The sequence below is a fragment of the Granulicella sp. L56 genome, assembly GCF_009765835.1.
Classification (GTDB): domain Bacteria; phylum Acidobacteriota; class Terriglobia; order Terriglobales; family Acidobacteriaceae; genus Edaphobacter.
In genome coordinates, this window is the sequence record NZ_LMUS01000001.1 from 1,428,755 (window position 1) to 1,450,399 (window position 21,645).

Genomic DNA, 21,645 nt, shown 5'->3' on the forward strand with positions numbered 1-21,645 from the left:
ATCACTCCACTTTAGTTTGTCTTGTCCGATGTCGCGGCAACCGGCGGCGGGACGTACATGGGAATGCCGGTGATGGGCCAGTGATCGACCTGGGCGTCGACGTTGAGTGCGATGGCGGCGGTGGGCGATGACGATGGGGTCACTGCGACGTTCCAGCCATCGACGACAACCAACGGCGTCTCGCCTTTCAGATCGGCTGCGCTGGCTTCAATCGAGATGGTTCGTGTCTCATTAGGAACAAGCGAGACGTAGTTGTCGCTGTAGAAGACGGGCAACACGCGCTCGCCCGAGTGCTGGCGGCGCAGTTGCAGATGCGCCATCAGGGCTACCTGGGAGCCGGGGTTGTGCAGCGTGACCGTGAGCAGGCATTTCCCGTCGGCGTCGTGGCGCTCGACCTTGGCATCGAGCGTGACCGTGGGTAGCTGGTTAAGAGCGGTGAGGTCGTCCTGATGCTCGGGCAGGGCGCGCCAGTAGAAGTTGCTGGAGAGGAGCTTGCCGGAGGCGTCGTGCAGGTCGAGCTTGACGAAGTGAACGGCGGACAGATTCGCGGGCCACGGCACTACACCCAGACTGGTGGCGACACTGGGCGGAGCGGTGACGTTGAAGTCGTGTTGGTAGGCGATGGAGCCGTCGAGGTTATAGATGGCGATGTGCGCGGTAGCGCCGGTCAACGCAGTGGGGAGATTGTTGATGATCTGGACATCGCCGTTGCTCTCGTTCAGTTGGATGTGTTGCAGTTCGCCTGCCTTCTCGACGGCGAAGAGAGATGAGTTGGGCTCGAGGTCGTGGTGATAGAGCTGCCAGACGAAGCTGGGCTGTGCGGGATTGCTCATCCAGGTAATGATGGCGGTGCTGGGATTGAAGAGCTTGGCGCTGCGGCCCTCGTACATGGCGCGGAAGGCCTCGTAGTTGGCGAGCTGGGCCTTGCGAACGAAGTCGGCGAGGTTGGCCAGCTTGCCGTAACGGGCCTCGATGACATTGCGGTAGGTGTCGCCGCCGGATGCGCCGCGAGCGAAGTCATGCTCCGCCCAGTCGTCGTTGATGATCTCCCAGTCTTTCTGCGGCATCATGCCGTGGATAGACTCGAGGGTGGGGACGGAGACGCTGCCAATTTCGGTCTTGAAGGCGTGCTTGAAATCGTAGAACTCGCGGGGCGTGCGCCAGTGGTAGGGGCCACTCGAAAAGACGCCATGGCCTGCGGTGGAGCTGGGTTGATAGAGCCGGTTGGGATCAAGCTCGACCATCATGGGACGCAGCAGGTCGTCGATCTCCTTGGGCGGATAGCCCTCGTTGCGCGCGCACCAGATGGCGATGGAGGGATGGTTGCGGAATCGGAGAATCTTGTCGCGGACGTTGGCCATGTACGTCGGCAGATCAGTGGGATTGGGGCCATCGCTTGGGTTGGGCTGGAAAAACTCGTCCCAGAGGAGGATGCCGTACTTGTCGCATAGCTCGTAGAAGTCTTCGTTGGTGCTTTGGCCGACCCAGTTGCGAATGAGGTTGACGTTCGCCATCTTGTGCATGCGAATCTCGGCTTCGAGGCGCTCGCGGGGGATGCGCTTCATCGCCTCGTCGAGGCCCCAGTCGCCGCCACGAATGAAGATGCGGACACCGTTGACGGAGATGGTGAGGTTTTCAGAATCGGGCACTGTGTAAGTGATCTTGCGGATGCCGAAGCTAACATCGTTCGTGTCGGAGACCTTCTTTTTAATCACGAAACTGAGATGAAGGTCATAGAGGTTTTGCGGCCCATAGCCGTTCGGCCACCACAGCTTTGGATTGCCGACATGCAGCGTGGGGGTGGTCTTTGGATCGAGCGCGACCAGCGTTGAAGCGTGTGGCGCAAGCTCTACCTCTTTCTGAAAGGTGACGCCGCTGAAGCTACCTTTCAGAAAGCCTTTTTGGGGCTGGTCGGTTGTGTTCTCGACAGTGGTCTGAATCGAGACATCTGCCGAGTCCAGTTTGGGCAGCGGCAGGTCTGTCTCCACGCGGGGATTTTTGATGACGACGGGACCACTGGCCGAGAGATAAACCTTGCGCCAGATGCCGGTGTCGCGATCACGGATGGCGGGGATCCAGTCCCAGCCGATGGTGGAGAGGAACGTCGGGCCATCGATGGCAGTGATGCCTCCGTTCAGGCCCATGCCATTGCGGATCGTGTGCTCGTGCGGTACGCCGGGATTCGGCTGCGGCGAGACGAGTACAGCGAGTACAGCTTGCTTGCCGGGCTTCACGACCGAGGTGATGTCAAAGGTTCCGCGGATAAAAGCGCCTTTGGTGGTGCCGATCTGTTTGCCGTTCAGCCAGATCTCCGCAGCGTAGTTGATGCCGTCGAAATTAAGCCACGCCTGATGATGGACGTATGACCTGGGAACCGTGAAAACAGTGCGATACCAATAGGGCGTGCGAGCCAGGCTTTCGGGAATCTTGTCGGGGCGATTGTTTTCGCCGTAGAGCGGCTCTGGGTAGACACCATCATTGACGAGGCTGGTGAGTACGGTACCGGGGACGGTGGCGGCGTACCAGTTTTGCGGAGTGAAAGTGGGGAGAGAGACGGCGTCTCCGGATTGGGAGACTTTAGCGGCATCCTGCAACTGCCAGCCGGACGAGACCACGACGGGCGCAGGTGGCGTAGAACTTGCCGAGGCGGGAAGAGTGCTGAGCAAAGCTAAAACTCCGGCAACCATGCAAGACAGGACTGACCGCTGAAATCGTATACGCAATTGACTCATCTCCCCGACTTTTCTTTAAAAAGGCGCGATAGGAGAACTTTACATGGTCTCAGCTTCGTATGGCACACAGGAGCGGCAGAGGCGCACTAATACTGCAGTTCACGCGGCGAATACGTCAGTGTCCCGTTCGATCTCTCGTACCAGAGAAACAACTTCTTGGGGCTGTTATTCACGGTCACCGCGATGATGATGCCTGACCCATCGCGTTTGGAGATGTCTACGTGATGCGATGCGATGGGGCCCCAGTCGCTGGCGGTCGTCCAGTCCTCAGTGAAGCGCTGCAACTTGTAATCGTAGTTCTGCGGATGCTGTTCCCATTTGGGATCGTTCATCCAGATGCCATATGCCGTTTTGTAGTCCTTGTTTTGGAGGTCGGTCATAAAGTTGTTGATCTTGTGCTCAACCGGAAGGTTCGAGAAGAACCATCCGTGCCCCAACATATAGCCGCCCAGGTAGAGCAGTACCAATACCACGATCAGAACTCCGCCACCTATCAGCAGATTGCGGTTTCGCGACTCGCGGGGGGCGTTGTATTGCGGAGCATTCAGGAGCGTCATCGTCTCTTCACCTCGGTACCCACCTATATTAGACACCGCCGCCGGGAAAATGGATGTTGGGCTACCTCGCTATATAGCCCACGCTTTCAATGCCCGCAGATGGTGCTCCATATGCGCAATGTAGTCTTCGATCAAAAAACCGAGGGTCAACTCGTCTCCCTCCACGGTTCCCATGTTTGCCAGATGAGCCTTGTCGATGTGGCTGACTGCCCAGGCAAAATACTCGTTGAGCGTGGCCCAGACCTCGAGCACTCGTCCCCATTCCCTATCCGCGTAGTGCTGCAGGCTCACCCACGCCATCTGCTCGTAGCCGGAAAGGTTCGGGCCGGCTTCAAGCTGCAATCGCATCACTCTTGCATGATTGTTAATCGCCGAATCGGTCAGGTGCCCCATCACCTCTTTCGCACACCACTTGCCGGTCTTCTCCGGGCGGCTGGCCGAAGCCTCTGTGAGAGCCTGCAGCCAAGGCAGCGCCTGCCGCACTACCGCTGTCAACTGCTTGCTTAGCTCAACTGGATCGAGCAGCTCTACCTTTGTTCCGTGCGTGTAAGTCACTCCCATCCGAATGCTCCTTTGTACACGTCGAACTCGACCGTAGCTGGCTGCAAGTACACCGACACGATATCGAAGCGCACCGGAACCTCACGTCGCAGCTTCTCGGGAAAGCTGCGCAGATAGGCTCGCGCCATCTTTCGCAGCATCTCCTGCTTGTCAGAATCGACGGCAGACTCGGCCGGCGCCAGTGGATCTCTTCCTGTCCTCGTTTTTACTTCGATGAAGCACAGCCGGTCCTCGTCCCAGCCGATCAGGTCGACGTCGCCGCGCAGCTTCGCGCTCTTCCATCGCCGCGCTACGACGGTGTAGCCCAATGCTCGCAGATGAAAGAGGGCTTCCCGTTCTCCGCGCAGGCCAGTGGCAAGATGCTCTGCCGTGGACGGCGTGCGCCTGAACTGCCTGCCCAGCGTATCCATCCGCCGCAGCGCCCATACCTGCAGATTGATTCCGGTGGCCGTTCTCATGGCGAGTTTCTCCTCGATCCTCTGTGCCGCAATATCAGTGCATCATCCCATGGTCTCGCTGAACGGACGCAGCGCGCTGCAGATCGACAGTGACAGGCCTGGAGGGAACGCTCTCGCCATTTGAGTTCACTGCCGTAACAACGTAAACGGACGTTCCCTTGTAGGGCGTAATCCCGGTAAATTCTGTTGAGACCAACCCGGTGGCGAGCGTGCTCGGTCCATCGTTGGCGCTGTCCAAGCTCTTTACGGTGTAAGTTCTTGCCCCCGGCACAGCAGCCCACGAGAGCGAGACCACCCCATCCTGCACGTTGGCCCGAAGCCCATCAGGAGCTGCCGGAGCTGGGCCGTCCGGCAGTAATCCATAGACGCAAAACTGGCCTGTACCTATGTTGTCTGTACCGAAGCTGGCAAGGTACACTTTGCCGTTCGCAATCGTGGGGGGAGCCATCTTCGAATAATTGTTGCAGTCATCGCGCGCGGAGTTTTCGAGCGAGTTCCATAGCTCATGGCCGATATCGTCGGCATCATAGGCATGAAGAACTCCCGGCCTGGACTCGTGCCATGAATCTCCGGTCGCATGGATCGCCGCCCATAGAATTCCCTCTTTGCCGCTGTTCGCTGAAATCGACAGCATGGCGCCGGGATGTCCCTGGTTTACCTCAGGCCTCGTCATCACAGGGGTTTCAGTGACCTTGTCTCCGCTGATCCCGAAGACACGTAGCCTGTCCGTTTGCCCCCATAGGTAGATCAGAGAGCCTTTTTTATTGCTCTTCCAATAAACGAAGCTATGTAGATGCGACTTGCCAGCCTGAAAGTGCTGCAATGCATTCTCATCGCCAAGATGCCCGAGATGGCGTTTGTCGAGGACATACAGAACACCCTGCTTACCGCCGCCCAACACAAGATTCGTTCCGGGAATCAGCGTCGCCCCGGAAGAGTCGAGATCCAGGTCCTTCGCATCCAGCTCAAAGTGGTTGGTCGGGGTGAACCAGTCCAACAGCTTTAGCTTCGGGCTGAGCCGCAAAAAGCTTTCGCTGAAGTTAGCGTGGCCGTCCCACGATCCATTCCCCGTGACCGCGTAAATATTGCCCTCGGCATCTACGGCTGGCGCCTGGCCTGACTGCCAGATGCTCGCCTCAGAACCTGTCGGCGATGTGTTCAGCACCGCCGTCTGACGCAGCGACTTCGCATCGTAGCCCATCAGAAAGCCGTGGTATGGCTCCTTGTCGCAGTGCGAGGCATAGCCTACATAGACCACACCGCGAGAGAGCAGAAGAGCGGGACGCTGGTTCTGCATCAGTGGGTCGAAATCCTTTGCGGTGATGGTCACCGGGCTGTTCGGCATGTCCGCTCCGGTCGCGATATCCAGCGCATGAAGCCGTTGAATGAAGCCGCCGCCCGCGCGCGTCAGTGCCACGACATACAGCGTGCCGTTCTGGCTATCGATCACCGGGGTTCCGATGATCCCCATCTTCCCATTGATGTCGAGACAACCAAACTTTGCGTCATGCAGGTCCGCCGGTGCGCCAAAATTTACATGCCAGATAGGGGTTGATGCACTCGCCTCATTGGCGTCGAAGGCATAGACACTGTTATTGACAGTCGTCACATAGACGACATCGTGAAAGCCGCCACGCACCTTCACATGTGACACATAAAGCGGTTGCCCGTAAACCTGATCGTCCAGCACGCGCTTGAAGAGCATCCCGAACTGCTTCACGTTGACATTTGCATGTGTCAGAACAGTCTCTTGTAGATTTGCGCCTGTCCGCTCAAGGTTGTTGTGCTGCGTCACCACGTCTACCTGAGCAACTCCGGAGATCCCATTCAAGAGCAGAATCAAGCTTCCCAGCAGCAAACCACAAGACTTCATCTTAAACTCCAATTCTCTTCGAGGTTCTTCATCGAACGATGCCTCCAGTGTATGTTCCGTCATCGCTTTTTAGAAGTGGCTAAAATGACCAGTTGCCTCGATGCCCCTAACCCTGCGATACTTGATTGTGCACACCGAGCACGCCCATCACGAACAATTGAAGAGGTCGCATTAATGTCAGCAAAGTACATCTTTGTTACCGGCGGAGTTGTGTCCAGCCTTGGTAAAGGTCTCGCCGCAGCTTCCATTGGCTGCCTTCTTGAGGCCCGCGGCATCAAGGTCAACCTCATGAAGTTTGACCCTTATCTCAACGTCGATCCCGGTACCATGTCGCCCTTTCAGCATGGCGAAGTCTTCGTCACCGACGACGGCGCGGAGACCGACCTCGACCTTGGCCATTATGAGCGCTTCACCCACGCCAAACTGACCCGCGACAACAACCTCACCACCGGCCGCATCTACGAGCAGATCATCACCAAGGAACGCCGCGGCGACTACCTCGGCAAGACTGTGCAGGTCATTCCGCACGTCACCAATGAGATCAAGAACGCCATGCGCAAGGTCGCCGCCGACACCGAGGTGACCATCGTCGAGATCGGCGGAACGGTGGGCGATATCGAGTCGCTTCCCTTCCTCGAAGCGATTCGCCAGATGCGCCAGGATCTTGGCCGCGACAATACTGTCTTCGTCCACGTCACACTGATTCCGTGGATCGCCGCGGCGCAGGAGCTCAAGACCAAGCCCACGCAGCACTCCGTTAAGGAGATGCTCTCCATCGGAATCCAGCCGGACATCCTGCTTTGCCGCTCCGATCGCCCGGTTCCCCGCGAGATGCGCAGCAAGATTGCCCTCTTCTGCAACGTTGAAGAACCTGCCGTGATCGCAGCACGCGACGTCGCCAGTATCTATGAGGTTCCACTGACCTTCGCCGCCGAGGGTGTAGACGCGCTTGCTCTCAAATATCTCCGCATCGACGCCAAAGAGCCTAACCTCTCCAAGTGGCAGGACATTGTCCACCGCGCCTACAACCCCAAGGATGAAGTCTCTATCGGCATCGTCGGCAAGTATGTCGAGTACGAGGACAGCTATAAATCACTGAAGGAGGCGCTGGTCCACGGCGCACTCGCGCACAATCTTAAGCTTCGGGTTACGTGGATCGAAGCTGAGGGCCTTGAAGCCGACGACTATGCCTCGCAGCTTGAGGGCTTCGACGGCATCCTCGTCCCCGGCGGCTTCGGCAAGCGCGGCATCGAAGGGATGCTGAATGCCATCCGCTACGCGCGCGAGAGCGGCACACCGTACTTCGGTATCTGTCTGGGGATGCAGACTGCGTGCATCGAGTACGCCCGCAACGTCTGTGGCCTCAAAGAGGCCAACTCCGGCGAGTTCGATCCTGCCACACCGCACCGCATCATCTATAAGCTCCGCGAGCTTACCGGCGTGGAAGAGATGGGCGGCACCATGCGCCTCGGAGCATGGGACTGTGTGATGGAGGATGGCTCACTGGCGGCCCAGGCCTACGGGACTACGGAGATCTCAGAACGCCACCGACATCGCTACGAGTTCAACCGCGAGTACGAAGCGCTTCTCACCGGGGCCGGACTACGCATCACCGGAACTACCCCCGACGCCACCTACGTCGAGATCGTAGAGATTCCCGGCCATCCCTTCTTCCTCGGCTGCCAGTTTCACCCAGAGTTCAAATCGAAGCCGCTGGAGCCACATCCGCTCTTCCGCGACTTCGTCGCCGCCAGCTATCGGAATCGCCTTGCCCAGCCAGTTGCAAGCGAAGCTGTCGTCGTCGCCAAGAGCGAATAAATAAGGACTGGCCGGATGCTTTTGGGTACTGCATCCGGCCAGTTTTCTATTCTGGAAAATCTGATTAAGTCCCCATGATTCCCTCAGAGGTTCCTTAGCGTTTATTTATTGCCGGCACACACGCAACGATCAAATTCCGCCGCCGTGTAGTGCGATAACGCGCACACATATTCCGGCCAGAGCGGCTTGATCAACGATGAATGATCGCCGACAAAGAAATTGTCGATATAAGACCGGCTCGCATCTGTCTTCGCATCCGGATCGGCGCGAAACTCCGCAATCAAAGTCTTCACCGTCGCAGCAGTGAACGCGGTCTTGCGATACGTCTGCGCATAGTCATACTCCTTCGACCATGCGGCATTCACTCCGGTCAGGTTCGAAGCCGCGAAGACCTGGTAGTCCGTCAATGTCGCTGCTGCCGTATCGATGCGGGCCACGGTAAAGGATGGATTATTCCCATTAACGGGCGAGATTGACGAGACCATCTTGATCGCAACCGCGCCGCCTTCTTTTGTATTGCCCTCAGGCTCCAGCAGCCGCAACTCGTCCATGTGCGTGTGCGCGAAGAGGCCCAGCCGAATCACATCCGCATTCTCCACCAACGCATCGCCTAACTGGTCCGAAGCAAGAAACATCTCCGGCTTATCGTTTGCACAGACGTTCCGCATCTTCGTAAAGGTGGAATAGATATCGACTACCGGGGGAACATGTCCCATCACCCAGACTCTCTGTTTCTGCCGTCTCGCATCGGCAAACTGGCGCTGTAACCATGCAATCTGCGCCGCAGCGGCGGCAGCATCTCTCTGGCCACCACAGGTCTCGTATTTCTGCGACATGAAGATATCGTCGAGTACGATCAGCCGTGTATTCCTCATTGGAGCGGCCATCATCACGCTGTAATAGCCACCCGTCGTAAAGTCCCCCTGAGCCTTTTTCCGGTCTGCCGAGTTTGGCAATCCGGCCATGACGTTCTTCGCCGTCGCCGTCAGAAAATCGCTTGCTCCATCCAACCGATAGTCGCCGCAGCCCGAGTCGTTATTGCCCAGCGCCGCATATACCGGCACTTCAGGAAAGGTTTTGCGCAGTTGACTCGTTACATACTCCACCGTCTTGTCGACGAAAGCAGAATAGTCTCTCGGCGTTTTGCCCGGAACCAACGCTGCAAATCTGCAACCGAATCCGTGCGCGATCAGGTCGCCGCTCAAGGTAATGAACTTCGCATCTCGCGCCTCGCGACGTTCCGCCAGCAAACTGGACCGGAACAGCTCATAAGAGGTATCGACGCCACGCGCATTGCATCGCTGCTGCAAAGCAGCAAACGCAGCAGACTGGTCCACCGAGGCCGGTTCAGCCAGGATTGCTTCCCACTCGCTCGCCGGGGCATTCACCAGCCGCGCCACCTTGTCCGGATCATGGAACGGATCGAAATGAATATCGCTAAGCAGGAGAGCAGAAGCTGTATTCCCCACTTCAGCGCGGCGTGCCTGGCCGATAGCAGGACATCCAGCACAGATGCAGCAAATCGCCAGCGCCCCGCAAATAAGAGCGCTCTTCCGAGCCATGATTCCCTTCATTTCTCTCCTCAACCACTCCAGACTGGTATCACCATATCAATTTCGATCACCCGCCAGGGGTATCGACCTATTCGAAGAGAATAGATTAGGCCTTCAGCCCTTTCATTTCCTGCCTTTATGGTCCATGGGGCTGTGCCCCAAGCTGTTATAGACGACGCCTTCAGCGCGGAGTTGGTGTTGAGAGCTCATCACTCCTACATAGAATTAGCTCCTTCCCCCGAGGAATAGGTCGATACACCCCAGCTTTCCCATGGCAGAATAGATGCTGATCGGCCCCCAATCAGCATCCAATTCCTTATGACGACCGAATACCACGCCCGACGAAGCTACTCCGGACCTTTCATCGGCCTCATTCTCGCCCTCCTCCTTGGAGCCGCCGGGATGGTCCTATTCCTCCGCCATGCCACCACCGGCGTTCTCTCGCGCGTGGCTACGGCAATGACTGGCCGCACCTCGACCACCTTCGACGCCTCGGTCCCTTCCATCGTCCAGAAGATCCAGCGCCTCGACCGCCTCGAAACGGTCGTCTACTCACTCGACACCGTGGTCGAAGGCTCAAAGTCCAGCGCGGTCCTGCCCGACCTGCTCGCCGGTGATCGCATCCTGATGATCGTCCACGGCCAGTCCATCGCTGGCATCGACCTCTCCAAGCTGCGTCCCGAAGACGTCCACATCGACGGCCAGTCCATCCGCGTCACCCTTCCCGCCTCCGAGCTTTTCGTCACCACCATCGACAACGCGCACACCCGCGTCTATGCGCGCTCCACCGGCCTGCTCACCTCCGCCGACCAGAATCTCGAATCCGAAACCCGCACCCATGCTCAAGACCAGCTCCAGAAAGACGCCCTCAGCGACGGAATCCTCGACGCCGCCCGCAAGAACGCCCGCGCCACGGTTACCACACTGCTCTACGGTCTCGGCTTCCAGCACGTTGAAGTAATGTAACCAATGGCATCCACTCCATCAACAGCCCTCTCCCATCCTTGGCGAACCTGCGCTATCATCCTGAATATGAGGTTCTGTTCTCAGTCCCGTAGCGCCGACAGGAATTCCGATGAGGCCTCAACCTCCGCGGCTGAGAATCTCGCCGCTGGCGGTGAGCAGGAATCAGCTCTCATCAAGACCATTGGCTGGATCTCCGCAGGTCTTGGAGCCGTAGCTCTGGGCTTGTTCGTAGGCCGCGAACTGCGCCTGCGCTACAAGTTCAACCACCGCACGCCCTACGACTTCTACGCCCACGCCGGCGATGAGGAAGATGTAGATTTCGGCCTCGGCATCTAGCAAAAATCAGGCATCTCCGGGGCAATCGAGCGCTCTGAGGGACCGAAAGCCAATATCTGCCGGGCCGATCCACCAGCGTGATAGCACAATCGTGTTCTCCTGCAATAAACTCTCCGCCCTTTGTTGATTTACCATTAAGTCCAATGACGAAATCTGCGTTCCTCTTCCCCGGCCAGGGGTCTCAATCCGTCGGCATGGGCAGAGATCTCTACGAAAACTTTCCCGCTGCCCGGGCCATCTTCGACGAAGCAGATGAAGCCCTCGGCTTCTCTCTCTCCAAACTCATCTTCGAAGGCCCGGAAGAACAGCTCAAGCTTACCGAGCACACCCAGCCCGCCATCCTCACCGTCTCAGTCGCTGCGTCCCGCATCCTTGCCGACAAGGGAATCATCCCGGCCTTTGCCGCCGGGCACTCCCTCGGTGAGTACTCCGCCCACGTCGCCGCCGGAACCCTCTCCTTTGCCGACGCTGTTCGCACCGTCCGCAACCGTGGCCGCTACATGCAGCAGGCCGTCCCCCAGGGCGAAGGTGCCATGGCCGCCATCCTTGGCCTTTCCGCGGATCTGATCAACGACATCTGTGCCCAGGTCTCCGACGACCTCACTCCGCTGCCCACCCCCAACATCACCAGCCCCCAGGCGCAGGCCTTCTCGCCAAACAGCGCCGTTGTTTCACCAGCCAATCTCAACTCTCCCGACCAGACCGTCATCTCAGGAGCAACAGCCGCCGTCCATCGCGTCGCCGATCTGTGCAAGCAGGCAGGGGCCAAGCGCACCGTGATGCTCGCCGTCAGCGCCCCTTTCCATTGCGCCCTCATGGAGCCCGCGCAGAAGGCGCTCGCCACCGACCTTGAAGCTCTCGTCTTCAACGATCCCCAGTTCCCCATCGCCTGCAACGTCGACGCCCGGTTGATCACCCGCCGCGCTGAGGCGCGCGACTGCCTCGTCCGCCAGGTCACCGGCCCTGTCCGCTGGGTCGAGTGCATTCAGCTTCTGATCGCCCAGGGAGTCACCCGCTTCATCGAGGTTGGCCCCGGCAAAGTACTTACAGGACTTATGCGTCAGATCGACCGCAGCCAAAGCACTCTCAATGTTGAGGATTCCGCATCGCTCGAGAAGACCATCGATGCACTGATCGCTTCATAACCGCATTTGCCACACAAAAGACCATCAAGCTATCCACTAAAGTTGCCCAAGGATTGTATGCAGATCAACGATAAAGTCGAAAACTTCACCCTCCAGAACCAGGACGACGAGACCGTCAATCTCACCGATTTCGCCAGCAAACCGGTCGTCCTCTTCTTCTACCCCCGCGCCAATACCTCAGGCTGTACCATCGAGGCCTGCGGCTTCCGCGACGCCTTCCAAAAGCTGCAACAGGCCGGAGTCGTTGTCCTCGGTGTCTCGCGCGACACCCCCAAGGCGCAGAAAAACTTCCAGCGCAAGTACAACCTGCCCTATGACCTGCTCGCCGACCCGGATATGACGCTCATCAAGCGCTACGATCTGCTCCGGCCAAAGAGCATGTACGGAAAGCTGGTCAAGGGTGTCGAGAGAACCACCTTCATCATCAGCCCCGACACCGGCTCCGGCCAGCGCCTGCTGCATATCTTTCCCAAGGTGAAGCCCGAGAACCACGCCGAAGAGGTGCTGGAACTGCTGCACGCCGTGCCAACCCACGCCTAAGCCAGTCGCGCCGGTCACAGGGGGAACGGAAGATGACATCAATCCAATTGGCTGCCGCTGCTGCTCTCACCACCGCCGCTGTTGCAGGAGCCGCCGCCTATGCAGCACTTTGGCCGCAGTCCCAACTTTTCGGCCGGGTGCTGGTCGCAGGCCCCAACCCGGACGAGATCGCCCTCACCTATGATGATGGCCCCAACGACGCGGCCACCGAACGCCTGCTCGAAGTTCTGGCTCGTCATCAAGCCCATGCCACCTTTTTTCTGATTGGCAGCTTTGCTCGCCAGCGTCCTGCGCTGGTGCGCTCGATCGCCGCTGCGGGCCATATCGTAGGCAATCACACCATGACCCACCCCTGGCTCTCGTGGCAGTCGGCGGCACGCATTCGTCAGGAACTCGCAGGCTGCAACGCCGTGCTCGAAGATACGCTGGGAGCGCCGATCCATTTCTTTCGCGCTCCACATGGTGCACGCCGCCCAGTTGTCCTGCGGATCGCGCGCGAGTTGGGTCTCACCGCGGTCCAGTGGAACATCACCGCCTTCGATTGGAACCCAATTCCCGCAGACGAGATTCTGGGCAACGTTACGCGCGGCATCGAGCGCAATCAAGCCCGCAAGCGCGCCTCCAACGTCCTGCTCCACGATGGCGGACACCTTGGCATTGGCCAGCCTCGCATGTCTTCGGTCGAAGCTACAGATCTTCTGCTACAGCGTTACAAACTTGCCGGGATGCGATTCGTCACAGTAGCCAACTGGGCCTGACCTTCCAACGATCACTGCGCTCCATTCATTGAATCGATCTGTTTGACCGACGAAGATGCCTCAGGATGCGCCAAGTGAACCTGGCCTTATCCGCGTTCGGCCAACCATTGCTGTACCTCGGTCAGTCCGTCCACCGCGAGATACTCACCGCTGCATCCCTCAATTTCCGTCCCACTGATCAAAAAGGCCTGTCGTAATCCCGCCGCATTCGCCGCCGCAATATCGCTGCACCGGTCGCCCACCATCACGCTCGCGCTCAGGTCCACTCCGAACTCCCGCATTCCGCGACGCAGCATCCCGGTCCCCGGTTTGCGGTCCTCATGCTCCCGCTTGTACTTTCCGACCCCATGCTCGGGATGAAAGGGACAGTGGTACACCGCGTCTAACTCCACTCCTTCGGCCCGAAAGGCGTCTTTCATCCAAACCATCAAAGCATCGAAGTCCGCCTCCGAGTAGAAGCCTCGTGCGATCCCAGCCTGGTTCGTCACCACAATCAGCCGATAGCCCAGTCCCGCCGCAGTCCGGCAAAGAGAAAAGATCCCATCCACAAACCGAACATCCTCCACCCGGTGCAGGTATCCAACTTCGTGATTGATAACCCCATCCCGATCCAGGAACAACGCGCGTCCACTCATAGCTCTGCCACCACCGTACTCTCCGGAGTTACGACCCGCGGCGGCATCGACCTTCCCGATCGCTTCTGATCGATCATTCTCTCTACTTCACGAACCACCATCTCCACGGAGACCTGTCTCATGCATCCATTATGCAGACACGGCGCATAATCACGCCCATCGTAACAAGGCCTGCATGCAAATCCTTCCCCACCCCACAAAGCCAACGTATTCGTCCGCTGCGGCAATCGTCCTCTCGGGTCGGTAGGGCCAAAGATGCTCACAATGCCAACGCCCGTAATCCCAGCCAAGTGCAAAGGACCGGTATCGTGCGTCACCATCACGTCGCTGTCGTCCAGCAACGCGAGCATCTCCGGCAACGTCAGCTTGCCAATCATGTCGGTCACCGCCAGCCCTTCAAAATAAGGAACAGCCCACAGATCTCCCGTTCCACCCGCAAGCACCACTTCTACATCACGCTCGAATAGTGCCGACGCCAAGGCAACGTAATTTTCGACCGGCCAACGCCTCAGCGCATCGTCACGCATCATATTTTTCGCTCCAGCCGGAGCCAGCACTACCCGCGGCCGCGTACCTGTCCGAATCAGCGGAGACCCCGGCAAGTTCTCTGGACGCACCGGAGCCAATCCCAACGGCCGCTCTCCATCCTCCAGGCCCAGTAGGATCCGTGCATACTCGTCCGTATGATGCCGTCCCATCAAGAGCGCCCTCTTCCGATCCGTCCACGACAACATCACCTTCCGTCGCGCCCGTAGCGGAAGCGTCACCATTCGATAACGCGCATCGTAATAAAGCGTCGCACAAAGCTCGTACTTCACCCCGCCAATCGCCCGCCACAACCGCGCCAACGCCCTCACACGTTCAGCCGCCGATCCCTTCAATATGGCTCGATCATCCGCAACAATCGTCCGTACCCACGGATAACATGCAAGCAAGGGAGCGACGACCGGCCCGCACACCCAGTCGATCTGGCTGTTGCTCGCCTCACGTTGATACAAAGCATAGGCAGCCGGCAGCGCCATCACTACATCGCCGATCGCACCGAATTTCACAATCAGCACTCTGGACATGCTAATCCTTTAGGAAGACGCTCTGGTTTCGCAGCACCGCAATGTGAGCGAGGTAGCGCATCAACAATTCATACCGACTTGGACCGAGCACTCGGAGCGCCATCTTCAAAATCCGATGCACAATTTCTACGCGACGGTCTTTCGGATTGAACTCTTTCCACGTCGCCTTTCCTGGGGCCGTCTTTCCAGCTACGAGCCCAAGTCGCTTTGCAAATGCCGCGAACTCACCCTCTGCATCAAAAGGGTTCTGCCCTGACCATCGCATTTGGTGCTTGGCGTAAATACGCCGGGCAAGCCGAGTTACAACCGTTCCATCAGATAGGCGGTCGAATCCATACGGTATTACCTCCCGCGCGGCATCCTTATTTGCTAACACCGCAAGCTTATAGTCCCCAAACAACCTCGTCAGGTCAGGACGATCTGCCAGGGTAAATCGATTTGTGTTTTTCGACAGCACCTCTGGATCTTCCAACTCAATGCCACTGAAATGAAAAAAACACAGTCCTGTCTGACCATTAACAACATACGAACCCGTGTGCCCTGAAAGCGTTCGCTCATGAAGGTTCCAATAAGCCATGTTGCATCCCGGATGTCGCAGAATTTCCACCTTGTCGAACATGCCAGGAGCCAGATTCATCCATTTCTGGTCCACAAATAACCCAGTCCTGCCTTCACTAAACCCGAGATCAAGGCATCGCCGCTCCCACCAGCTAAGCAACCGCCAAGCTTCCTCACATCTTCGCACAGCGATGAATCCGAGATTGTATGTACCGTTGTAGAGCATCTCCTGCTCGCCCGGCAATTTGCCGTCATCTACTGGAGTAGTAAGGTGCGGAGTTAAAGTAGCAATCGAACCGCCACTAAGCGCGTCAAACACCGGCGTCAGCGGGCTGTACACAAAGATATCCGGGTCAAGGTAAACCAGATTTTCCAGATCAAATATTTCGATCAGATACTTCATGAATGTAGGTTTTACATTCGTATTTAGCTCAAGGATGTCGTATTTCATCCCTTCGCCGCGAAGATCTTCCAGCCCGATCTCTGCCAGCATAACCGGCGTAAATCCATCTCCCTCGAAGATCTTTTGGTCTTCCAATGAGAGATCGGCAACGATTAAAACGAAAAAGCGGTGATCTGGATGTTGCACCAAATAGGATGCAGAAACTGTTCGCGCGTACGCCAGATAGTTCGGTGAAACAATCGTGCAGGCTCCGTTCAAGCTGCACACTCCATCTCTGTCATCCCTGAAGAATACAAGAAAGTGGACATCATAGGCTCCGCCGGCAGTGCAAATATCGCAATCGAATCGACCTGCATTCCTGATTCGTCAACTGCGCACTACAGCTCAGTTAACACCTTTTGCAGAGATTCGCGCCAATCTATCATTCGCCACCCAAGGTTCTCTTGTAACTTGCTGCAGTCCAAACGCGAATTCGCTGGTCTGTGGGCGGGAGTAGGGTATTCGGCTGTCGAGATTGCCGCGATTTCTGCGAACTTCTTTTCAGGCTCACGCTTCTGCTGCAATCGAACCGCTTCCTGCGCAAATTCATGCCATGTAGTCTCGCCTGAACCCGCTGCATGGTAAATGCCTTCCCAGCGCGCAAATGCTTCGAGCAGTTGCTTTTGATTCTGACCAGACGCATTCTCACAACGGAGGATTACGTGTGCCGTCATCTCCGCCAGATCGCGGCTCCAGGTCGGCGCGCCATGCTGGTCGGCAACCACACGTAGAGCCTCCTTTTCGCGGGCCAATTTCAAGATTGTCAGTAGAAAGTTCTTCCCTTGCGATCCGTACACCCAACTCGTACGAAAAATCATGTGGGCTGCGCCGCTTCCCGTCAGCGCCAACTCCCCTGCCAACTTGCTCGCTCCATAAACGCTCAGTGGTTTCGTCGCGTCAGTCTCGACATAAGGATTAGAGGCTGTCCCATCGAACACATAGTCTGTTGAAAAGTGGATTACCACAGCACCTATCTGCCGGGCTTCCTCGCCTAGTATGCGCACGGCTTCAGCATTAATGGCGTAGGCAAGCTCTGGTTCGCTTTCCGCTTTATCCACCGCTGTATATGCCGCAGCATTCACAATCCATCGCGGGCGCGCTGCTCGAATGATGCTACGAATGCTTTCAATATTGGTGAGATCCAGTTCAGCTCGTCCTGGAGCGATCACTTCTCCCAATGGCGCAAGCACCTTCACCAATTGACCACCAACCTGCCCTGCTCCACCGGTGATGAGAATCGGGCCGCATCCCGGAGCGAGAGTTTCGACACGCATCAGTACACCGTCTCTTCAAGCAGTCGCAGCAAGTATTGTCCATAGCTGCTCTTTGCGATCTTCGCCGCGAGCGCTTTCATCTGTTCCGCATCGATATAACCGAGGCGATAGGCAATCTCTTCCGGACACGCCACCTTCAGGCCCTGACGCTGTTCAATCGTATGGATAAACGTCGCCGCTTCCAATAGCGAATCGTGCGTACCGGTATCCAGCCATGCCATTCCGCGGCCCAGCAGTTCCGTTCGCAATTGTCCACGCTCTAAATACCATCGGTTCACATCCGTGATCTCAAGCTCGCCGCGCGGAGATGGTTTAAGACCCTCTGCCACCCCAACTACCTGCGCGTCGTAAAAGTAGATTCCCGTCACCGCATATCGCGACTTGGGCTTGAGTGGCTTTTCTTCAAGAGAGATGGCTCGCCCATCCTTATCAAACTCCACCACGCCGTACCGTTCAGGATCTAATACCGGATAGGCAAATACGGTTGCCCCCGGCCCACCTGCGGCCGCTTGTTGGAGCGTGGTAGCAAAGTCATGCCCATAAAAAATATTGTCGCCCAACACAAGGCAACATCCGTCCCCAGCAAGGAATTCTTTGCCAATCAAAAATGCCTGAGCTAATCCATCGGGCGAAGGCTGCACAGCATATTCGATCTGAATGCCCCACTGCTCCCCCGATCCCAACAATTGTCTGAAGCGTGGCGTATCTTCCGGTGTGGAGATGAGCAAAATTTCGCGAATGCCTGCAAGCATCAACACCGACAAGGGGTAATAAATCATCGGCTTGTCATAAACCGGCAAAAGCTGCTTTGAAACGACTTGCGTCACCGGATGCAATCGGGTGCCGGAACCGCCTGCAAGAATAATCCCTTTCACAGAGCCTCCTTGGCCACTACTTTGATAGCCGAAACCTCGGAGATGTCACGGTTATCATAATTTTGAATAACCCATTGCTGATAGGCTCCACTGGTGACATTCCCTACCCACGCAGAGTTCGCAAGATACCATTCCACGGTTTTCCTTAGCCCGGTCTCAAAACTCTCCTCGGCCCGCCAGCCAAGTTCAGTCTCCAACTTTCTGGCATCGATTGCGTAGCGTCGATCATGTCCGGGTCTGTCGGCTACATATTTTACAAGCTGAAAATGTGGCTTGAACTTCGACTCGGGAACCAATTCATCTAACAAGGCACAGAGGGTTGTTACGACCTCCAGGTTGCTTCGTTGATTTCCTCCGCCGATGTTGTAGGTCTCTCCCACGCGACCTTGATCGAGGACCGCTTGAAGAGCTCGGCAGTGGTCCAGCACATAGAGCCAGTCTCTTACCTGTTGACCATCCCCATAGATGGGGAGCGCTTTCCCTTGAAGGGCATTCGCAATCATCAGTGGGATCAGCTTCTCCGGAAACTGATACGGCCCATAATTGTTTGAGCAATTAGTAATAATAGCTGGCAGACCATAGGTATGCACCCATGCACGAACCAGGTGGTCGCTCGCCGCTTTCGATGCAGCATAGGGGCTATTCGGCGCGTAAGGAGTTTCTTCATGAAACGCCGGGTCGTCCGGCTTCAATGTTCCGTATACCTCGTCGGTTGACACATGAAGAAAGCGGAATCGGTCTCGGTCGGGGCCCGGCAAAGTTCCATAATATTCACGGGCGGCCTGTAAGAGCGTAAACGTACCATCGATGTTCGTTCTTAGAAAGGCTTCTGGCCCCGCGATCGAGCGGTCCACATGGCTTTCGGCCGCAAAGTGAATCATCGTATGAGGTCGATGCTGCGCCAGTAATTGGGCCACCAACTTCGCATCGCAGATATCACCAAGCACAAAGGTATAAGCCGGATCGCGGTCTATAGCTGCCAGATTCTGCGGGTTTCCAGCATAGGTCAGCTTATCCAGATTTACCAGCGATCCACGTCTCCGGGACAACCAGTCCATCACAAAATTTGAGCCGATAAAGCCGGCCCCGCCAGTCACAAAAATGCAGCTCACTATTTCCTCCTCGATCGTCGGCAAACAACTATAGTGTCATGGCAGGCGCATCACCGGATCCGACGATTTAGTTGCCATCGTAAATGAATAGCCCAATCCAAGGGCGAAAGCCGTCACAATCCATGGATACGTCAAATTTAATTGCCCGCCAAATAGATGGACTATCGGCTGCAGGAGCGCAAGATTTGTAAGGTAAAGAGGTGATTTTATCCGTCGAAGAAAAATAAACGGAAGGAGAAGGCAACCGGCCAGGTAAAGGGCAAGAGGTATCCCCAGCTCGGCCGTCATTCCAGCTATGCCAAGCGCCGGCTCATCGTTCTCATGCGCAAATGCCGCAGCTCCACGATATTCCGGTGCATTCCTCAGCAAGCCATAATTACCCCAACCGACGCCGACAAGCGGATGTTCACTCACCATCTTGGGAACAATAAATGCGCCTGCAACTCGACCATAAACAAAGTTAGGATCGTTCGCATGTCGATGCGATAGCCGTTCATACGCTTGACTTACTCGTTTGTATGTTGCCAGAGCTTTCCCCAGATCGACTACCTGGGATATAGCTACTAACAGGAAAGCAACCGATACAGCAATGACTATACGTCGTCTAAAACTCTTTGCGAAAAGGCCATTAATCAAAAACAGGAAGAGAACGGCACAAAATGCAGCTTTAGATTTGCTCCCAAGAAAGGCGATGGAAAGTACTACCAATGCAAACTGTAGAGCACTTTTTTTAACCCATTTCTGCTTATAAAGCGCCCATCCGATTAGAAATACACTGATTAGATATAAGCCATAGGGCCCGCCTTCGTTATAAAACCCCCGCATTCTATGATCGGGCCCGTAGGCCCCCAGCTCGATGCCACCGGCAACGTTGAGGGGATAACTCACAATAGAATATGCAGCACTCAGGACTCCGACCCAGAAATAAACCCGCATTGTAAATACAGCTTTGAGAGGGTCCTCGCGAAACTTCTCCGCAAGATACAACATGACCGATACGGAAGCACCCAGTTCTACGATGCGGGAAATCGTAATGATAACGGGATAGGTCAGGAGTTTCGGCGTATCCGGAAAGTAGAAATCGTAGCGTAAGGCGAGAATTGCAAGAGCAAATGCCGCCGCCGAAAATAAAAGATACCAGACCGCAATCCTCAGATAGGGCCGGAACCAACGCACTTTGTAGCCGTTTTCGGAGAAAATGACGAGTAGAACGATCATCTCTACGAAGTAGAGGATCTCCAGATACTGGATTGGCCCTACTTTCAAGACAATCGTTGAAGCAAGCGTACCCGCAAGAAAGAGAAATATCGTCAACCATCTAGAATTCGCCGTCCTGCGGGAGAGAATGATATCTCGATCCTGTTCCACGCATTACCTCTTTGCAGTCACGGTTGAATCTGTCAAGCACGCCTCAATCAGTCGAGCGATAGCATCTCTGGTTAACACAAAGATCAATCCAGCGAGAAAGCCAAGGACGATGCCGCCAACCACAAGCAGTTTTCGGGGCGGCCCTGCTTTGCGCTCCGGCACTAGCGCGTGATCTACAATTTGAAACTGCGGCCCAGGATCAAGTGATTCGATACGAGCTCTTTCATACTGCTGGGTTAAGGTGTCATAGAGCGTTTCGTTCAGCTTCACATCGCGCATCTTCCGCAAAAGTTCCATTGTCAACCCGGGGAGAGCAGCCGAGGATGCCAGCCCAGTCCCTGGCTTTTGCTTCGCAGAATTCGCCTGTTGCCGAGCCAACTGAGACCTCAGTTCGCTAAGTTCAGCGCGAGATTGAATTACCCCTGGATTGTCATTTGTCGCACCCATCAGCAGGCCCGAAAGCTTCGCTTCGGCTGTTCCAATCGAGGCCTGCAAATCGACGATCGTCCTTAGTCCAGCCTGGGCCGCCCCCTCAGGCAACACGATACCTGTCTTCTCTTCAGCTTCCTTCAACGCAACTTCTGACGCGTCAAGATCTTCCTTTTGACTTTCCATCTGTTCTTCATAAAATGCTCGCCGATGAGCCGACGCCGATGCGACCATGGAGCCATTCAAGCGGTAAAGAGCGTCCAGATAAGCATTCGCAATGCGAGCCGCGAGCTTCGGATCATTGGAAGTAACTTCCACTGAAATCAGTGAATTTTTGTCAACCTTGAATTTTGCCTGTCCCTTTAGCGCATTCCGGGCATCAACTTTTTTCTTCGCGTGGTAGATCTCTATCAGTCCAAGATGATCGATAAAATCGTCTGTGACTGATACGCTCGCAAGCATCCCTAGATACATGTCGCCCGGATCCTGCCCGAGCAATAGAGAAGCTCCCGCAGCCGCGCCCCCTCCGCCCCCCCCCCCCCCTGACAGACTTGGAATAATCATGTCCGAAGCCCGGGGCGGGAG

20 protein-coding genes are annotated in these 21,645 nt (G+C 56.4%); 6 read left to right on the forward strand and 14 right to left on the reverse strand.

The features are described from left to right. Positions 1–11 precede the first annotated feature (11 nt). The 5 genes from GSQ81_RS05955 to GSQ81_RS05975 all read right to left on the reverse strand — a co-directional run bounded on the left by GSQ81_RS05955 (position 12) and on the right by GSQ81_RS05975 (position 6,181). The gene (locus GSQ81_RS05955) at positions 12–2,666 is read right to left on the reverse strand and encodes a sugar-binding domain-containing protein (RefSeq protein WP_254060023.1); all 2,655 of its coding nucleotides are present in this window, start codon (positions 2,664–2,666) and stop codon (positions 12–14) included. A gap of 152 nt (positions 2,667–2,818) precedes the next feature. Beyond that, positions 2,819–3,289 (reverse strand): hypothetical protein, encoded by a 471-nt coding sequence (locus tag GSQ81_RS05960; RefSeq protein ID WP_158909729.1) that lies wholly within the window; start codon positions 3,287–3,289, stop codon positions 2,819–2,821. Between the two features lie 69 nt (positions 3,290–3,358). Then, positions 3,359–3,850 (reverse strand): DinB family protein, encoded by a 492-nt coding sequence (locus GSQ81_RS05965; RefSeq protein ID WP_158909730.1) that lies wholly within the window; start codon positions 3,848–3,850, stop codon positions 3,359–3,361. Continuing rightward, positions 3,841–4,308 (reverse strand): YraN family protein, encoded by a 468-nt coding sequence (locus GSQ81_RS05970; protein WP_158909731.1) that lies wholly within the window; start codon positions 4,306–4,308, stop codon positions 3,841–3,843. Before GSQ81_RS05970 ends, GSQ81_RS05965 begins: the two co-directional genes overlap by 10 nt. Positions 4,309–4,342: 34 nt before the next feature. Then, a complete protein-coding gene (locus GSQ81_RS05975) occupies positions 4,343–6,181 on the reverse strand; it encodes a hypothetical protein (RefSeq protein WP_158909732.1) in 1,839 nt (612 codons plus the stop codon). 174 nt (positions 6,182–6,355) lie between these two features. Here GSQ81_RS05975 and GSQ81_RS05980 point away from each other — a divergent pair, with 174 nt between their 5' ends. Continuing rightward, entirely contained in the window at positions 6,356–7,999 is a 1,644-nt protein-coding gene (locus GSQ81_RS05980) for a CTP synthase (RefSeq protein WP_158909733.1), read from the forward strand. A gap of 101 nt (positions 8,000–8,100) precedes the next feature. Here GSQ81_RS05980 and GSQ81_RS05985 read toward each other — a convergent pair whose 3' ends face one another. Then, the gene (locus GSQ81_RS05985; RefSeq protein ID WP_158909734.1) at positions 8,101–9,573 is read right to left on the reverse strand and encodes a metallophosphoesterase; all 1,473 of its coding nucleotides are present in this window, start codon (positions 9,571–9,573) and stop codon (positions 8,101–8,103) included. A gap of 297 nt (positions 9,574–9,870) precedes the next feature. Between GSQ81_RS05985 and GSQ81_RS05990 the strand changes: the two genes are divergently transcribed. The 5 genes from GSQ81_RS05990 to GSQ81_RS06010 all read left to right on the forward strand — a co-directional run bounded on the left by GSQ81_RS05990 (position 9,871) and on the right by GSQ81_RS06010 (position 13,297). Then, on the forward strand, positions 9,871–10,518 hold the full coding sequence (locus tag GSQ81_RS05990; protein ID WP_158909735.1) for a DUF4230 domain-containing protein: 648 nt from the start codon (positions 9,871–9,873) through the stop codon (positions 10,516–10,518). 66 nt (positions 10,519–10,584) lie between these two features. Then, a complete protein-coding gene (locus tag GSQ81_RS05995) occupies positions 10,585–10,854 on the forward strand; it encodes a hypothetical protein (protein WP_216846383.1) in 270 nt (89 codons plus the stop codon). Between the two features lie 143 nt (positions 10,855–10,997). Further along, positions 10,998–11,999 carry an ACP S-malonyltransferase gene (locus GSQ81_RS06000; protein WP_158909736.1) on the forward strand — a complete coding sequence of 334 codons (1,002 nt, stop codon included), beginning with the start codon at positions 10,998–11,000 and terminating at the stop codon, positions 11,997–11,999. A gap of 57 nt (positions 12,000–12,056) precedes the next feature. Then, entirely contained in the window at positions 12,057–12,539 is a 483-nt protein-coding gene (locus tag GSQ81_RS06005) for a peroxiredoxin (protein WP_158909737.1), read from the forward strand. 32 nt (positions 12,540–12,571) lie between these two features. Further along, positions 12,572–13,297: a polysaccharide deacetylase family protein gene (locus GSQ81_RS06010; RefSeq protein WP_158909738.1), complete on the forward strand. Its 726-nt coding sequence runs from the start codon at positions 12,572–12,574 to the stop codon at positions 13,295–13,297. 86 nt (positions 13,298–13,383) lie between these two features. On the opposite strand, the gene GSQ81_RS06015 is transcribed toward GSQ81_RS06010, so the two are convergent. The 8 genes from GSQ81_RS06015 to GSQ81_RS06050 form a co-directional block, all read right to left on the reverse strand. Then, the gene (locus tag GSQ81_RS06015; protein ID WP_158909739.1) at positions 13,384–13,932 is read right to left on the reverse strand and encodes a D-glycero-beta-D-manno-heptose 1,7-bisphosphate 7-phosphatase; all 549 of its coding nucleotides are present in this window, start codon (positions 13,930–13,932) and stop codon (positions 13,384–13,386) included. Then, a complete protein-coding gene (locus GSQ81_RS06020; RefSeq protein WP_158909740.1) occupies positions 13,929–15,002 on the reverse strand; it encodes a glycosyltransferase family 9 protein in 1,074 nt (357 codons plus the stop codon). The genes GSQ81_RS06015 and GSQ81_RS06020 overlap by 4 nt, the downstream gene beginning before the upstream one ends. A gap of 1 nt (position 15,003) precedes the next feature. Then, the gene (locus tag GSQ81_RS06025) at positions 15,004–16,221 is read right to left on the reverse strand and encodes a group 1 glycosyl transferase (RefSeq protein WP_254060024.1); all 1,218 of its coding nucleotides are present in this window, start codon (positions 16,219–16,221) and stop codon (positions 15,004–15,006) included. A 119-nt stretch (positions 16,222–16,340) separates the two neighbouring features. Continuing rightward, on the reverse strand, positions 16,341–17,276 hold the full coding sequence (gene rfbD / locus GSQ81_RS06030) for a dTDP-4-dehydrorhamnose reductase (RefSeq protein WP_158909742.1): 936 nt from the start codon (positions 17,274–17,276) through the stop codon (positions 16,341–16,343). Then, positions 17,276–18,151: a glucose-1-phosphate thymidylyltransferase RfbA gene (gene rfbA / locus GSQ81_RS06035; RefSeq protein WP_158909743.1), complete on the reverse strand. Its 876-nt coding sequence runs from the start codon at positions 18,149–18,151 to the stop codon at positions 17,276–17,278. Before rfbA ends, rfbD begins: the two co-directional genes overlap by 1 nt. Beyond that, on the reverse strand, positions 18,148–19,266 hold the full coding sequence (gene rfbB / locus GSQ81_RS06040) for a dTDP-glucose 4,6-dehydratase (RefSeq protein ID WP_158909959.1): 1,119 nt from the start codon (positions 19,264–19,266) through the stop codon (positions 18,148–18,150). Before rfbB ends, rfbA begins: the two co-directional genes overlap by 4 nt. Positions 19,267–19,299: 33 nt before the next feature. Next, complete coding sequence (locus GSQ81_RS06045) at positions 19,300–20,631, reverse strand: O-antigen ligase (RefSeq protein ID WP_158909744.1); 1,332 nt, start codon at positions 20,629–20,631, stop codon at positions 19,300–19,302. Positions 20,632–20,634: 3 nt separating this feature from the next. Continuing rightward, a partial coding sequence (locus tag GSQ81_RS06050) for a GNVR domain-containing protein (protein ID WP_216846385.1) occupies positions 20,635–21,645 on the reverse strand: 1,011 nt, incomplete at its 5' end.